This is a genomic window from Microbacterium sp. NPDC060132, from assembly GCF_042729675.1.
Taxonomy (GTDB): domain Bacteria; phylum Actinomycetota; class Actinomycetes; order Actinomycetales; family Microbacteriaceae; genus Microbacterium; species Microbacterium sufflavum.
Window position 1 is genome coordinate 2,695,488 of the sequence record NZ_JBHWXU010000001.1, and the last position, 14,797, is coordinate 2,710,284.

At 68.9% G+C, this 14,797-nt stretch carries 18 protein-coding genes; 14 read left to right on the forward strand and 4 right to left on the reverse strand.

The window, feature by feature from the left end; all coding sequences use genetic code 11:
* Positions 1-46: 46 nt before the first annotated feature.
* Genes ACFWCH_RS12970 through ACFWCH_RS12980 form a run of 3 tightly spaced genes read left to right on the forward strand, consistent with a single transcriptional unit; the run spans position 47 to position 1,880 of the window.
* Entirely contained in the window at positions 47-649 is a 603-nt protein-coding gene (locus tag ACFWCH_RS12970) for a histidine phosphatase family protein (RefSeq protein ID WP_136035039.1), read from the forward strand.
* A gap of 56 nt (positions 650-705) precedes the next feature.
* Entirely contained in the window at positions 706-1,446 is a 741-nt protein-coding gene (gene dapB, locus ACFWCH_RS12975) for a 4-hydroxy-tetrahydrodipicolinate reductase (protein ID WP_136035037.1), read from the forward strand.
* On the forward strand, positions 1,446-1,880 hold the full coding sequence (locus tag ACFWCH_RS12980; protein WP_247638885.1) for a hypothetical protein: 435 nt from the start codon (positions 1,446-1,448) through the stop codon (positions 1,878-1,880). Before dapB ends, ACFWCH_RS12980 begins: the two co-directional genes overlap by 1 nt.
* Before the next feature lie 31 nt (positions 1,881-1,911).
* On the opposite strand, the gene ACFWCH_RS12985 is transcribed toward ACFWCH_RS12980, so the two are convergent.
* From ACFWCH_RS12985 to ACFWCH_RS12995, 3 genes are all read right to left on the reverse strand, one after another.
* Positions 1,912-2,337 (reverse strand): OsmC family peroxiredoxin, encoded by a 426-nt coding sequence (locus ACFWCH_RS12985; protein ID WP_136035033.1) that lies wholly within the window; start codon positions 2,335-2,337, stop codon positions 1,912-1,914.
* Between the two features lie 84 nt (positions 2,338-2,421).
* Positions 2,422-2,949 (reverse strand): DUF4395 domain-containing protein, encoded by a 528-nt coding sequence (locus ACFWCH_RS12990; RefSeq protein WP_247638683.1) that lies wholly within the window; start codon positions 2,947-2,949, stop codon positions 2,422-2,424.
* Positions 2,950-2,966: 17 nt separating this feature from the next.
* Positions 2,967-3,377, reverse strand: a complete 411-nt coding sequence (locus ACFWCH_RS12995) for a thioredoxin family protein (protein ID WP_247638684.1) — start codon at positions 3,375-3,377, stop codon at positions 2,967-2,969.
* Between the two features lie 115 nt (positions 3,378-3,492).
* Between ACFWCH_RS12995 and ACFWCH_RS13000 the strand changes: the two genes are divergently transcribed.
* Genes ACFWCH_RS13000 through ACFWCH_RS13010 form a run of 3 tightly spaced genes read left to right on the forward strand, consistent with a single transcriptional unit; the run spans position 3,493 to position 5,536 of the window.
* Positions 3,493-4,302, forward strand: coding sequence for a thymidylate synthase (locus ACFWCH_RS13000; RefSeq protein WP_378803638.1), 810 nt, complete (start codon positions 3,493-3,495; stop codon positions 4,300-4,302).
* Positions 4,299-4,775, forward strand: coding sequence for a dihydrofolate reductase (locus tag ACFWCH_RS13005; protein ID WP_136036717.1), 477 nt, complete (start codon positions 4,299-4,301; stop codon positions 4,773-4,775). The genes ACFWCH_RS13000 and ACFWCH_RS13005 overlap by 4 nt, the downstream gene beginning before the upstream one ends.
* Positions 4,775-5,536: an SDR family oxidoreductase gene (locus ACFWCH_RS13010; RefSeq protein WP_136035024.1), complete on the forward strand. Its 762-nt coding sequence runs from the start codon at positions 4,775-4,777 to the stop codon at positions 5,534-5,536. The genes ACFWCH_RS13005 and ACFWCH_RS13010 overlap by 1 nt, the downstream gene beginning before the upstream one ends.
* Before the next feature lie 5 nt (positions 5,537-5,541).
* Here the strand turns inward: ACFWCH_RS13010 and ACFWCH_RS13015 are convergent, their stop codons facing one another.
* Positions 5,542-6,081, reverse strand: coding sequence for an NUDIX domain-containing protein (locus ACFWCH_RS13015; RefSeq protein ID WP_247638685.1), 540 nt, complete (start codon positions 6,079-6,081; stop codon positions 5,542-5,544).
* 59 nt (positions 6,082-6,140) lie between these two features.
* On the opposite strand from ACFWCH_RS13015, the gene dapA reads away from it, so the two are divergent.
* From dapA to recA, 8 genes are all read left to right on the forward strand, one after another.
* Positions 6,141-7,118 (forward strand): 4-hydroxy-tetrahydrodipicolinate synthase, encoded by a 978-nt coding sequence (gene dapA, locus ACFWCH_RS13020; protein WP_136035020.1) that lies wholly within the window; start codon positions 6,141-6,143, stop codon positions 7,116-7,118.
* A 53-nt stretch (positions 7,119-7,171) separates the two neighbouring features.
* A complete protein-coding gene (locus ACFWCH_RS13025; protein WP_136035018.1) occupies positions 7,172-8,848 on the forward strand; it encodes a ribonuclease J in 1,677 nt (558 codons plus the stop codon).
* Between the two features lie 67 nt (positions 8,849-8,915).
* Entirely contained in the window at positions 8,916-11,624 is a 2,709-nt protein-coding gene (locus ACFWCH_RS13030; protein ID WP_247638687.1) for a DNA translocase FtsK, read from the forward strand.
* Positions 11,624-12,199 (forward strand): CDP-diacylglycerol--glycerol-3-phosphate 3-phosphatidyltransferase, encoded by a 576-nt coding sequence (gene pgsA, locus ACFWCH_RS13035; RefSeq protein WP_247638688.1) that lies wholly within the window; start codon positions 11,624-11,626, stop codon positions 12,197-12,199. The genes ACFWCH_RS13030 and pgsA overlap by 1 nt, the downstream gene beginning before the upstream one ends.
* Entirely contained in the window at positions 12,196-12,705 is a 510-nt protein-coding gene (locus ACFWCH_RS13040; protein ID WP_247638689.1) for a CinA family protein, read from the forward strand. Before pgsA ends, ACFWCH_RS13040 begins: the two co-directional genes overlap by 4 nt.
* Positions 12,706-12,825: 120 nt before the next feature.
* Positions 12,826-13,134, forward strand: a complete 309-nt coding sequence (locus tag ACFWCH_RS13045) for a helix-turn-helix domain-containing protein (protein ID WP_136035011.1) — start codon at positions 12,826-12,828, stop codon at positions 13,132-13,134.
* Positions 13,135-13,152: 18 nt separating this feature from the next.
* On the forward strand, positions 13,153-13,377 hold the full coding sequence (locus tag ACFWCH_RS13050; RefSeq protein ID WP_136035009.1) for a DUF3046 domain-containing protein: 225 nt from the start codon (positions 13,153-13,155) through the stop codon (positions 13,375-13,377).
* Between the two features lie 271 nt (positions 13,378-13,648).
* Positions 13,649-14,695: a recombinase RecA gene (gene recA / locus ACFWCH_RS13055; protein WP_136035007.1), complete on the forward strand. Its 1,047-nt coding sequence runs from the start codon at positions 13,649-13,651 to the stop codon at positions 14,693-14,695.
* Positions 14,696-14,797: the final 102 nt, after the last annotated feature.

Sequence of the window (14,797 nt, forward strand, 5' to 3'; positions counted from 1 at the left end):
GAGGAGAGGTCCGGCGGGAGCTGGCGATGAAGCGAGCGAGCGAGTTGTGACGCACTACATATATCTGGTCAGACACGGTGAACATCAGGATGCCGAGCACGGCCTCGCCGACGGACCCCTGTCGCCGCGCGGCCAGCGGCAGGCGGAGCTGATCGCCGACCGCCTGTCCGGGCTTCCGCTCGATGCGGTCTGGCACTCGCCGCTCCTGCGGGCGAACGAGACGGCGAGGGCGATCGCCGGACGTCTTCCGTCGGTCGATCCCGAGCCGACGGCGCTCCTGTTCGACTGCGTGCCCACGGGCATGACGGAGGAGACGCCCTCGGTGTTCGAGCCGTTCTTCGGTTCCGTCACGGAGGCGGAGATCGAGGCCGGCCGCGCGCAGATGTCCGATGCGGTCAACGAGTTCCTGGTCCGCAAGACCGGCGAGGTGCACGAGGTGCTCATCACGCACAACTTCGTGATCTCGTGGTTCGTGCGCGAGGTGCTGGCGGCGCCGGAGTGGCGCTGGATGACGTTGAACCAGTCGCACTGCGGTCTCACCGTGATCGCGCAGAAGCAGGGGCGTCCGTGGACGCTGCTCACTCACAACGACACCGGACACCTGCCCGTGGAGTTGCGCACCGGGATCCCCGACGCGCTCCTCGTGTGACGCCGCGCCTCAGCGCGCCGCGGCTGCGGTCGCTCGCCCGGCCATAGGCTGGACGCATGACCACGAAGGTAGCCCTCGTCGGCGGAACCGGAAAGCTCGGGACGATCATCGGCTCGGTGATCGCGGAGCTCGACGGCTTCGCGGTGACGCGGGTCCTCGGTTCATCGAGCGATCTGTCGGAGTTGCAGGGGGCCGACCTCGTGGTGGATGCCTCCACGCCGCAGATCAGCGTCGACGTGGTGCGCACCGCGGTGGAGCAGGGCAGCAACGTGCTGGTGGCGACGTCGGGCTGGTCGGCCGAGCGCATCGCTCTGGTGCGTCCGCTGGTCGACGCGGCGGGGACGGGTGCGGTCTTCATCCCGAACTTCTCGCTGGGATCCGTGCTCGGCTCGGCGCTGGCCGCCGCTGCGGCACCGTTCTTCGGATCGGCGGAGATCATCGAGGCGCACCGCGAGACGAAGATCGATTCGCCCAGCGGCACGGCGGTCCGCACGGCCGAGCTGATCGCCGCGGCGCGGGCAGAGCAGGGTCCGGTCAGTGCGCCGCACGCGGATCAGCGGGCCCGCGGCCAGCAGGTCGCAAGCGTCCCGATCCATTCCCTCCGCCGTCCCGGCGTGATCGCGAAGCAGGAGGTGATCCTGTCGGGCCCTGGCGAGTCGCTCACCTTGACGCACGACACCACCGACTCGGCCCTCGCGTACGCCCCGGGCATCCGGCTCGCCGTGCCGTATGCCGCGTCGGCGACCGGAGTGGTCGTCGGGCTGGAGAACATGATCGACCTCGGTCTGCGCTCGTGATGTCGCGGATCGGCGTCGGCCTGATGGCGGCGGCGCTCCTGGTGTACCTGGCGGTGGCGGTGTGGCTGGCGGTGATGTTCATCTCCGTCGGCACCCCGGTGTCGATCGGCATGGGCATCACGCTCCTCGTGCTCGCCCCGCTCGGAGCCTGGGCGTTGGTCAGGGAGATGCTGTTCGGGTTCGGGGCCGACCGGCTCGGTCGGATCCTCGATGCCGAGGGGGCGATGCCGCCCGTGGAGACCGAGCTCACGCCCAGCGGCCGCCTGGCCCGGGCGGACGCGGATCCTCTGATCGCCCGCTACACCGAGGCCGCGGCGGCCGCTCCGAGCGACTGGCGCGCCCGCTACCGTCTCGGCGTGGTGCAGGACGCCGCCGGTCGACGCAAGGACGCGAGGGCGAGTATCCGCGAGGCGATCAGGCTCTTCCGCGCCTGATTCCGACGTCGGATGCCCGCCGCTTGGACGATCAGGCGAGAGTGGCCTCGAGGGTGATGTCGATCCCGGCCAGCGCCTGCGACACCGGGCAGCCGGTCTTGGCACCCTCGGCGATCTCCTGGAACGCGGCCGGGGTCAGGCCGGGCACCACGGCGTTCACGTTGAGGTGGCTGCCGGTGATGCCGACACCGGGCTTGAACGTGACGGAGGCACTGGTGTTGACGCGCTCCGGGGGCGTGCCGTTCTCGGCGAGTGCGTGCGACAGCGCCATGCTGAAGCACGAGGCGTGGGCTGCGGCGATCAGCTCCTCCGGAGTGGTGGTGGTGTCGCTGCCTTCGCTGCGGGCCTTCCAGTCGAGCGGGAAGGTGCCGAGGTGCGACGACGAGAACGCGACCGTCCCCGATCCCTCGGTGAGCGATCCGGTCCACGTGGCGGCGGCTTCACTGGTGACGGGCATGGGGGTCCTCCGGTTCTCGCGCTGCGGGGTGAGCAGCGGCGCTCCGGGCCAGCCTATCGAGCCGCCGGTCGCCGGGGAACCGGGTCAGGCGGGCCTCGTGTTCCGTCCGAGCAGGCCGGTGCGCTGGAGGACCAGGTAGAGCTGGCAGCCCAGGCAGAACGAGAATGCGGCGTTCAGGAACGCGGCGACGAAGGCCGCCGCGGTGGCGACCGGCAGCGCCCAGGGGACGCCCGCGAGGTGCAGGGCGAGGCCGGCACCGACCACGACCAGCCCGACCCCCTGCGCGAACCGTGGAGGTCGCGGGTCCTCCAGCTCGGAGGGTGGCGCGAGGCGCGGGCGGACGACGCTGCGGAACAGCGCACCCCAGGGCGTGGTCGGCGGTGACACGACGCTCCAGAGGAAGAGCAGCGCGATCACGAGCGCGAGCAGGCAGCCGGGGTCGGTCAGTCGCTCGAGGGGTGAGGCGGCGACGATCGCCCAGTCGCCCGCAGGCTCGGTCCGGTCGGTGGAGAGGCCGGTCAAGGCGAGGAATGTGGCGATGAGCAGCAGGACACTGGTGATGGTGGCGGCGAACCGTGGTCCTCGCGGGTCGATGCCGACGGGAGCGGACATGAGTTCTCCTGGTCTGATCAGGCCGCGGCGACGGCGTCGGTGAGGGCGTGCCGCTGCGGCACGCCGTGGAAGCGGGCGATGACCTCGCCGCTGCCGTCCACCACGAGGGTGGTCGGGGTCTGCAGCACGCGGTAGCGGCTGGCGAGGTCGGGACGCGTGGTGAGGTCGATCTCGACGTGGCGCAGTCCGTCCTGTTCCGCGGCGTAGCTGCCCAGGAGGCGACGGACGTGCGGGCACTTCGCGCACAGCTCGGTGCTGAACTGCACCAACGTCGCGCGTTGGCCGAGCGGAGCCCCCGCGTCGGCCGGATCGAACCGGACGACTCCGGCGCGACGGCGAGCGCCCTCGCGGTGGCGCAGTACGGCTCCCACGGCGACCGCGACGCCGAGCAGCACTGCCACGACGGCGAGGGCGAGCACGGGCGACATGCGTCGAGACTAAGCGCGCGCGAGTCATGCGGGCCCGCATGTTTCCGCGGATGACGCCCCGGCGGCACAGCGCAGATCCGCCCTCGGGGCGAGCGGGCCGGGTATCCTGACTCCCATGAGCGCCCCCGTCCCGACCCCGTACGAAGACCTGCTCCGTGACGTCCTCGAGACGGGGACGCACAAGAGCGATCGCACCGGCACCGGGACCACCAGCGTCTTCGGCCGTCAGATCCGGTTCGACCTCTCCCAGGGCTTCCCGCTGATCACGACCAAGCGCGTGCACTTCAAATCGATCGCCTACGAGCTGCTCTGGTTCCTCCGCGGCGACTCCAACGTCGGCTGGCTGCAGGAGAACGGCGTGACGATCTGGGACGAGTGGGCGGACGCGGAGGGTGACCTCGGACCCGTGTACGGCGTGCAATGGCGTTCCTGGCCCACCCCGGACGGGGGCAGTATCGACCAGCTGTCCGAGGTGATCGAGCAGATCCGTCGCACCCCGGACTCGCGACGCCTGATCGTGTCGGCGTGGAACCCCGCCGCCATCCCGGACATGGCTCTCGCGCCGTGTCACGCCCTGTTCCAGTTCTACGTGGCCGACGGCAAGCTCTCCTGCCAGCTGTACCAGCGCAGCGCCGACATGTTCCTCGGCGTGCCCTTCAACATCGCGTCCTATGCCCTGCTGACGATGACGATCGCGCAGCAGGTCGGGCTGGAACCGGGCGACTTCGTCTGGACGGGCGGCGACTGCCACGTGTACGACAACCACGTCGACCAGGTGCGCGAGCAGCTGACGAGGAAGCCCTTCCCGTATCCGACGCTGCGCTTCGCCCGCACCCCGGAATCGATCTTCGACTACCGCTACGAGGACTTCGTGGTGGAGGACTATCAGCACCACGCGCCGATCAGGGCGGCGGTGGCGGTATGACCTGGGTCGGGCTGATCTGGGCGCAGGCCCACGGCGGGGTGATCGGCGCCGAGGGCGGCATGCCGTGGCACGTTCCCGAAGATCTCGCGCACTTCAAGGAGATCACGCACGGAGCCCCGGTCATCATGGGGCGCAAGACCTGGGATTCGCTGCCCGAGCGGTTCCGGCCGCTCCCCGGGCGCGACAACCTCGTCGTCACGCGCCAGCAGGACTGGGCGGCGGACGGGGCCTCCCGTGCCGCGACCGTGGCCGAGGCCGTGCGCGGCCGCGACAGGGTGTGGATCATCGGAGGGGCGGAGATCTTCCGCCAGGTGATCGGCGACGCCGACAGGCTCGAGGTCACCGAGATCGACCTCGACGTCGACGGCGACGCGTTCGCGCCTCCGACGACGGGGTGGCGGCTCGTGGACGAGGGGGAGTGGCAGACCTCGCGCACGGGCGTGCGGTATCGCTTCCTGGGATACGAGCGCTGATGCCCACCGCACTCATCACGGGAGCCAGCGCCGGCCTCGGCGCGGAGTTCGCGCGTCAGCTCGCCCGACGTCGGGGAGACCTCATCCTGGTCGCCCGCTCGGCCGACGCGCTCGAGGCCCTCGCGGCGGAGCTGCGCAGCGAGTATGGCGTCGCGGTCGAGGTGCTCGTCGCCGACCTGTCGGAGGAGGAGGGCGTCTCGCGCGTCGCCGAGCGCCTGCGGGACACGTCCGATCCGGTCGATCTGCTCGTGAACAACGCCGGCTTCGGACTGCCGTTGCAGTTCGCGGACAACGACATCGACGACGAGGTGCGGCACCTGCGTGTCCACGTGGAGGCATCGATGCGCCTCATGCACGCCGCACTCCAGAGCATGCGCGGCCGCGGAGGACGCATCATCAACGTCGCGTCGGTCGCCGGGTTCATCTCCCGGTCGACGTACTCGGCATGCAAGGCGTGGCTGATCGGCTTCAGCCGCTGGGCGAACGCGGAGTACGCGCGCGACGGCGTGACGGTCACGGCGCTCTGCCCCGGCTTCACGCACACGTCCTTCCACGAGCGCATGGGCCTCGCGGTGGGGCAGGAGGGGGTTCCGGGTCTCCTGTGGCTCGACGCCCCGTCGGTGGTGCGCACCGGTCTTCGTGATGCCGCCCGTGGGAAGCCCGTGTCGATCCCGTCCCTCCGCTACAAGGTCGTTGTCGCGGTCGCCCGCGTGCTCCCGCAGTCGCTGACCTCCGCCGTGGCGCGGCGCGGGCGCGTCTGAGGGTCTCAGCCGAAGCGTCCGAGCCGGATGCCGGCCAGGGCGAGGGCGGCGATGGTCTCTCCATCGGTGATCCGTCCATCCGTGATCATCGCGAGGGCGTCGGCGAACGGCACCCACGAGACCGACCCGATGCCCTCCTCGGCCCGGGTGCCGGTCGCTTCGTCCACACGACGGATCGCGCGTGCCAGAAACACGTGCTCCGTCGCGACGGCGATCCCGTTGAGGGCGTTCATGGTGCCGAGCTCGGTCCAGTCGTCGGCCGTGTGACCGGTCTCCTCGAGGAACTCGCGGCGGGCGGCCACGAGCGGTTCTTCGCCGTCGGTGCCCCCCGCGGGGATCTCGAGCGACGGCCCCACGGTGTACCGGTCAAGAGTGACGAGGCAGACGCGGTCGTCGGCGTCGACCGCGACCACGAACACGGCGGGGTGCTGCATCTCGACGACGCCGTAGATCCCTCGGCCGCTCGGACCGGTGACCTGGTCCTCGCGTACGCGGATCCAGGAGTTCTCGTAGGCGAGGCGCGACGCGTGCGTGATCCATCCCATGGCGTGAGCCTAGGCGGCGCGGTCCGCGGCCGCGCCACGTGACCCGATACGCTGGTGTCATGACGCACTCGGGCAACCCTTTCGGACAGGTTCTCGTCGCGCTCGTCACTCCGATGACGGCCGACGGCGAAGTCGACTGGCCCGCCGTCGAGAAGCACATCGATGACGTGATCACCGCGGGAGCGGACGGCATCGTCGTGACGGGAACGACCGGCGAGACCTCGACCCTGACGGACCCCGAGAAGCTGAAGCTGGTCGAGGTCGGCAAGTCGGTCTCCGCCGGCCGCGCCAAGATCATCACCGGCGGTGGATCGAACGAGACCGCGCACGCGATCGAGCTCTACAAGGCCAGCGAGAAGGCCGGTGCCGACGGCATCATGATCGTCACGCCGTACTACAACAAGCCGACGCAGGCCGGCATCCTGACGCACTTCCGCCTCGTCGCGGACGCCACGGACCTTCCGGTCATCCTGTACGACATCCCCGGTCGTACGGGCGTTCCGATCAAGTACGAGACGATCCTCCGCCTTGCGAAGCACCCGAACATCCTCGCCGTGAAGGACGCCAAGGGAGACTTCTCCGAGGTGAGCCGCGTGCTCAACCAGACCGACCTGATGTACTTCTCGGGCGATGACGCGAACGTCCTGCCGCATCTCGCGATCGGTGCGACAGGGCTCATCGGGGTCACGGCCAACATCACGGCCACGCCCTACCGCACGATCGTGGATGCGGTGAACCGGGGCGACCTCGCCACCGCCACCGCCGAGCACAAGCGCCTCGAGCCTCTGGTGCGCGCCGTCATGACGCACGTCCCCGGCACGGTCGCGGCAAAGTACATCCTGCACGGGCTCGGTCGCATCTCGAGCCCGCGCGTCCGACTGCCGCTGGTGGGCCCGGAGGAGTGGGAGGCCGCGCTGATTGAGGACGAGCTCGATCTGGTCGCCGGGGTTCCCGGTGCGGACTTCTCGAACTTCCGTCCCGACCGCAACGCGGCCGCGGGCGGCGCCCTGCCGAAGGTGCACGGCACGACTCGCTGAGTCGCGTCCCCATGAACGAACGGACGCGCGAAGTGTCCGACTGAGGAGACAGCATGTCCATTCCCCTGGCCGAACCGTCCGCTCTCGACGAAGGAACGCTGCGGGTCATCCCGGTCGGCGGCCTCGGCGAGGTCGGCCGCAACATGACCGTGTTCGAGTACGACGGCAAGATCCTGATCGTCGATTGCGGCGTGCTGTTCCCCGAGGAGCACCAGCCCGGCGTCGACCTGATCCTGCCCGACTTCGAGCCCATCCGCGACCGTCTCGACGACATCGTCGGCGTGGTGCTCACGCACGGGCACGAGGACCACATCGGCGCCGTGCCGTACCTGCTGCGCCTGAAGAGCGACATCCCCCTGATCGGCTCCGGCCTGACGCTCGCGCTCGTCGAGGCGAAGCTCAAGGAGCACCGCATCAAGGCGTTCACCCTCACCGTCAAGGAGGGGCAGAAGGAGAGGGTCGGGCCGTTCGACCTCGAGTTCGTGGCCGTCAACCACTCCATCCCCGACGCGCTCGCCGTCGCGATCCGCACGCCGGCGGGCATGGTGCTCGCGACGGGCGACTTCAAGATGGATCAGCTGCCGCTGGACGGCCGGATCACCGACCTGCGCGCGTTCTCGCGGCTGGGGGAGGAGGGCGTCGACCTCTTCCTCGTCGACTCCACGAACGCCGACGTCCCCGGGTTCACCCCGACCGAGCGCTCGATCGGGCCGGTCCTCGACCAGGTCATCGGCAAGGCCCCGCGCCGCGTCATCGTCGCCAGCTTCTCCAGCCACGTGCACCGCGTGCAGCAGGTGATCGACGCCGCGCACGCGCACGGACGGCGCGTCGCCTTCCTCGGTCGCAGCATGGTGCGCAACATGACCATCGCCGAGCAGCTCGGCTACCTCAAGGTGCCCGCGGGCGTGCTGATCGACTTCAAGAAGGCCCGCGACCTGCCCGACGAGCAGATCGTCTACATGTCGACGGGGTCGCAGGGCGAGCCGATGGCGGTGCTCAGCCGCATGGCGAACCTCGACCACGCGATCGAGGTGAGCGAGGGTGACACGGTCATCCTCGCCTCGAGCCTCATCCCCGGCAACGAGAACGCGGTCTACCGTGTGATCGACGGCCTCACGAAGCTCGGCGCGAACGTGGTCCACAAGGCGAACGCGCGGGTGCACGTGTCCGGCCACGCGGCGGCGGGCGAGCTGCTCTACTGCTACAACATCCTCAAGCCGAAGAACGTCCTCCCGGTGCACGGGGAGTACCGCCACCTGATCGCCAACGCCAAGCTCGCCCAGGACACGGGCATCCCGGAGGAGAACACGATCATCGCCTCCAACGGCACCGTGATCGACCTCAAGGACGGCGTGGCCCGCGTGAGCGGACAGCTCGATCTCGGGTTCGTGTATGTGGACGGCTCCACGGTGGGCGAGATCACCGACGCGGATCTGAAGGACCGGCGGATCCTGGGCGAGGAGGGGTTCATCTCGGTCATCGTCGTGGTGGACGCGGCGACCGGTCGCATCATCTCCGGCCCCGAGATCCACGCCCGCGGCGTGGCGGAGGACGACTCGGTCTTCGACGACGTCGCGCCGAAGATCGTCGCCGCGCTCAAGGAGGCTTCGGGCAACGGCGTGCGCGACACGCACGCCCTCTCCCAGGTCGTGCGCCGCACGATCGGCCGCTGGGTGAACCAGAAGCTCCGTCGCCGTCCGATGATCGTGCCCCTCGTCATCGAGGCCTGACCCCGGATAGCCGCGGAAAGCCGGGTCATTGCGCGGAGATGTCGGCTGTTGGACGTAGCGTGGGAGCATGGCCAGGAGCACCACGAAGACCGAGCGCGCGTCGACGACCGCGTCGTCGCGCCCCAAGCGGCAGTCGGCTTCCAAGGCGGCGCCGGCACCCAAGAAGTACGTCGACGAAGCGGACAAGCCTCCGGTCGCCGTCCGCGCCTGGAACGGCCTGGCGCACGCGGTCGGCGGGCTCTTCCGTGCGTTCGGGCCGGAGACGCTCGAGAAGGACGACCGTCGCGACGGCTTCCCGTTCTTCCTGGTGATCCTGGCGGTGCTGGGCGCCGTCAACGAGTGGTTCTTCATCGGCAACGAGATCGCGGCGAACATCAGCGCCTATTCGGTCGGTCTGTTCGTCGGCCGGGTCGCGTTCATCATGCCGGTGCTGTTGCTCCTCCTGGCCGGCTGGCTCTTCCGGCACCCCTCCTCCGTTCACGACAACGGGCGCATCGGGATCGGCTTCGGCCTGTTCGTGCTGGCGCTGTCGGCGATCTTCCATGTGGCCGGACCGCGGCCCCATCCGAACCAGGGGATGCCGGCTCTGAGCGAATCGGGCGGTCTCCTCGGCTGGCTCCTCGGACAGCCGGTCTCCTACCTCACCGACATCCCCGCCTACGTGCTGCTGTCGCTGCTGGTCGTCCTCAGCATCCTGATCCTGACCAAGACTCCGCCGAACCGCATCGGTTCGCGTCTCGGCGACCTCTACGCGTGGATGTTCGACGCGGAGCGCCCGGAGAAGCCGACGAAGGACGCGGCGGCGATCGACGAGGCCGACAAGGTCGACGATCCCGACGTGCTGCCCTGGTGGCGCCGGAACAAGACGGGCCGCGAGGAGGATCCGGACGAGGGAACGCTCGGTTCCGACGACATCACGGCACTGCTCACCACGAACGAGCCGACGCCCGCGTACGACCAGGCGGTCACGGTCGCCAATCCGTCGGAGGTAGCCACCGAGGTGCTCTCCGACGTCCGGTCCATCGCCGACTCCCTCGCTGAGCAGCAGACCACGGCCCTCCTCGACGACGAGTCCGACACGGGCGAGATGCCCGAGCTCCCCGGGCTCGACGGCTTCGGTACCGAAGGGCCGGGGGAGCGGGGGCCACAGGCTCCGGTCGCTCCGTACATCCTTCCGTCGCCCGGCGTGCTCTCCGAGGGGCCGCCCTCGGTCGCGCGTTCCGACGCGAACGACCGCATCGTCGAGCAGATCACCAGCGTCCTCGACCAGTTCAAGGTCGACGCGAAGGTCACCGGCTTCTCCCGCGGCCCGACGGTCACGCAGTACGAGGTCGAGGTCGGTCACGGCGTCAAGGTCGAGAAGATCCTGCAGCTCAGCAACAACTTCGCCTACGCCGTCGCCTCGAACGACGTCCGCATCCTCTCTCCGATCCCTGGCAAGAGCGCGATCGGCATCGAGATCCCGAACACCGACCGGGAGACGGTGGCCCTCGGCGACGTGCTGCGTTCCGCCGCAGCGCAGAAGAGCACTCACCCGCTCACGATCGGCGTCGGCAAGGACGTGGGCGGCAACTTCGTCGTCGCGAACCTCGCCAAGATGCCGCACCTCCTCGTCGCCGGCTCCACCGGCTCGGGTAAGTCGAGCTTCGTGAACTCGATGATCACGAGTCTGCTGATGCGCGCTCGCCCGGCGGATGTGCGCATGGTGCTGATCGACCCGAAGCGCGTGGAGCTCACGAGCTATGCCGGGGTGCCGCACCTCATCACCCCCATCATCACGAACCCCAAGAAGGCGGCTGAGGCGCTGCAGTGGGTCGTGAAGGAGATGGACATGCGGTACGACGACCTCGCGTCGTTCGGCTTCCGTCACATCGACGACTTCAACCGTGCCGTCCGCGCCGGTGAGGTCGAGGTGCCGGTCGGCAGCGAGCGGGTTCTCAAGCCCTACCCGTACCTGCTGGTCGTCGTCGACGAGCTCGCCGACCTCATGATGGTCGCCCCGCGTGACGTCGAGGACTCGATCGTGCGCATCACGCAGCTCGCTCGCGCGTCCGGCATCCACCTGGTGCTCGCCACGCAGCGTCCGAGCGTCGACGTCGTCACCGGTCTCATCAAGGCCAACGTGCCGTCCCGGCTCGCGTTCGCGGTCACGAGCGTCACCGACAGCCGCGTGATCCTCGACAGCCCCGGCGCCGACAAGCTGATCGGTCAGGGAGACGCGCTCTTCTCGCCGATGGGCTCGTCGAAGCCCTTCCGCCTGCAGGGTGCCTGGGTGGACGAGAAGGAGATCGACGCCGTCGTCAAGCACGTCACGCGTCAGGCTCGACCGGAGTACCGCGCCGATGTGCAGGAGGCGATGGAGCCGAGCAAGAAGAAAGAGGTCGACGAGGACATCGGCGACGACCTCGAGCTCCTCCTCGCCGCGGCCGAGCTCATCATCTCGTCGCAGTTCGGATCCACGTCGATGCTGCAGCGCAAGCTCCGCGTCGGGTTCGCGAAGGCCGGCCGGCTCATGGATCTGCTCGAGTCGCGTGAGGTCGTCGGCCCGTCGGAGGGGTCGAAGGCCCGCGACGTGCTGGCCACCCCGGAGCAGCTGCCGCAGGTCATGGCTCGCCTTCGCGGCGAGGACGTGCCCGCGTCCGCTCCGAGCGCCGGCGCACCGGCCGCCGCACCTCCGTCGCCCGAGCGCGACCCGATCGCGGGGCAGTACGACGGGCTTCCGGTCGTGGAGGCGGAAGGCGATGAAGACGCCTGGGGCCTGACGGGACGCGACTGATGGCCATTCCCCGGCAGCTCCCCAACGCGATCACGGTGGCGCGGATCCCGCTCGCGGTGGTCTTCTTCGTTCTCCTGCTCCTCGGGGGCACCTATGGAATCTCGGATCCGGTGGTGCGTTGGATCGCCGGCATCCTCTTCATCGTGGCCATCTCGACCGACTGGGTCGACGGGTATCTCGCGCGTCGCTACGACATTGTGAGCGACTTCGGGAAGCTGTGGGATCCGATCGCCGACAAGCTCCTCACGGGGGCCGGTTTCATCGGGCTGGCCATTCTGGGCGAGGTCAACTGGTGGATCGTGATCGTGATCCTCGTCCGCGAGTGGGGTATCACGATCCATCGTCTGGTGGTCGCGAGCGAGCATGTCGTCGCTGCCGCCTGGATGGGCAAGATCAAGACCGCGTTCCAGGGCGTGGCCCTCGGCTGGGCGTTGTTGCCGCTTCACGTGTGGATCGGTCTCGGTCCGTGGACGACCATCACCTTCCTGCTCATGCTGATCGTGCTCGTCCTCACGGTGGTCAGCGGAATCGACTACATCGTGGCGCAGGTACGCGGTTCGCGACAGCGGTCATGACGTCGTTCACCCCTGAGATGGTCGTGGGCGCCCTGCGCGCGCGCGGCTGGACGCTCGGGGTCGCCGAGTCGCTGACCGGCGGCGCGGTCTGCGCGGCGCTGGTCGCCGTTCCCGGAGCCTCCGTCGTTCTCCTCGGCGGCGTGGTCGCGTATGCGACGCCGGTCAAGCATTCGCTGCTCGGGGTAGACGCCGAGCTGCTCGCGACAAAGGGACCCGTCCATCCCGAGGTGGCGCGGCAGATGGCCGAGGGGGTTCGCCACGCCGTCGCCGTCGACGGACGGTCGGCGGACGTCGGTATCTCCACCACCGGGATCGCCGGGCCGCAGTCGCCGGACGGTCAGCCGGTCGGGACCGTCCATCTGGGCGTCGTCACTCCGGAGGGCACTCGCACGGAGGCGTTCGTCTTCGACGGCGACCGAGCGGCGGTGCGCGCGCAGTCGGTGGCGATGCTGGTGCGAATGCTGGCTGAGGCGGTCGGGGAATACGAGCCGACAGCCGAAGGTTGATACCGATGTGCTCACATTCAAACCACAGAGTGCAAGGGTAGATTCTGTGCAGGCCAGGAGGGCTAGACTGGCTGTCTCTTCGAGGGGAACCTCGATCGAACACATGGGGAGGAGGTTCCGATGATTCTTGTACGACAGGAAATCGGCGATGTGCTGAGGGACTTCCGCCTGCAGAAGGGGCGCACCCTCCGGCAGGTCGCAAGCAAGGCGTCCGTCGCGCTCGGCTACCTCAGCGAGGTCGAACGCGGACAGAAGGAGGCGTCGAGCGAGATCCTCGCCTCGGTCGCGGAGGCCCTCGACGTTCCCATCTCCACCATCATGCGCGAGGTCGGGGATCGCATCTCCGTCCTCGAGGGCATCCAGGTCTTCCCCGACGTCGTTCCCGACGAGCTGGTCGCCTCGGTCGAGCCCGAGCTCTCGCTGCACTGACCACTCGGCCGGGTGACGATGCGACGTAGCGAATTCCTTCGCGCCGTCGACGCGGAGTTCCAGGCGCGAGGGCCGTCACTGGTGAACGACCTCAGTCTGACGGCGGTCAACGGCCGTACCGCGAGCGAAGCGCTGGCGGACGGCGTGCCGCCCCGGGAGATCTGGCTCGCCCTGTGCGAGGAGATGGATGTTCCGCTGTCTCGGCGGCACGGCGTCGGACGGCTGGAGCCGCGGAGCCGCTGAGTTGCTGCTCTCGTTCTCCGGGCTGTGCGGAACTCCGACACGCCGCGTTGCGCTGTTGTCGAAAATCTGTTCGAACCGGGCGTAGTCTTCTGCACAAGTGGTTTCGATGCCTGGATCATCACAGACCTCGGGTGGGCCGATGCAATGTCGGTGGCTCGTCCTAGCGTGAGGACCAGGCTGAAGAAGCCACACGCCTTGTCGGAGAGTTCCTTCCAGCCGGAAGAGCCGCGACAGCCTACAGGCGGCATCACACGCGCAGAAGGAGCACACCATGCCATCACCCGCCGACCGCGAGAAGTCCCTCGAGACCGCCCTCGCGCAGATCGACCGTCAGTTCGGAAAGGGCTCGGTCATGCGGCTGGGCAGCGATGAGCGCGCCCCCGTGGCAGTCATCCCCACCGGCTCCATCGCCCTCGACGTCGCCCTCGGGGTCGGAGGCCTGCCGCGTGGCCGCATCGTGGAGATCTACGGCCCGGAGTCCTCGGGTAAGACCACACTCACCCTGCACGCCATCGCCAATGCGCAGCGCGCGGGTGGTATCGCGGCGTTCATCGACGCGGAGCACGCGCTCGACCCCGACTACGCCGCGAAGCTGGGCGTCGACATCGATTCCCTGCTGGTGTCGCAGCCGGACACCGGTGAGCAGGCGCTGGAGATCGCCGACATGCTCGTGCGGTCCGGTGCCATCGATCTCATCGTCGTCGACTCGGTCGCGGCCCTCGTGCCGCGAGCCGAGATCGAGGGTGAGATGGGCGACTCCCACGTGGGTTTGCAGGCCCGGCTCATGTCGCAGGCGCTGCGCAAGCTGACGGGTGGGCTCAACCAGACCAACACCACGATGATCTTCATCAACCAGCTGCGCGAGAAGATCGGCGTCTTCTTCGGATCGCCCGAGACCACCGCCGGTGGAAAGGCGCTCAAGTTCTACGCCTCCGTGCGCATGGACATCCGACGGATCGAGACCCTCAAAGACGGAACCGACGCCGTCGGCAACCGTACGCGGGTCAAGATCGTCAAGAACAAGATGGCCCCGCCGTTCAAGCAGGCGGAGTTTGACATCCTCTACGGCGTGGGGATCTCTCGCGAGGGCAGCCTGATCGATTTCGGCGTGGAGCACGGGATCGTCAAGAAGTCTGGCTCGTGGTACACCTACGACGGCGACCAGCTGGGGCAGGGCAAGGAGAACGCGCGCACGTTCCTTCTCAACAACCCCGACATCGCCCTCGCCATCGAGACGCAGATCAAGCAGAAGCTCGGCATCGGTGCGCAGCCCGCGCCCGCGTCTGCGGACGAGCTCGCTGAGCGTCGCCCGGCCTGATGAACGAGCAGCGTGGGGGCGATCCGGAACGGATCGCCCCCATCATCCCTCTCTTCGGAGGGGCGCCGTCTCGGCAGCCCTCACGACGGCCTACCCCGCCCG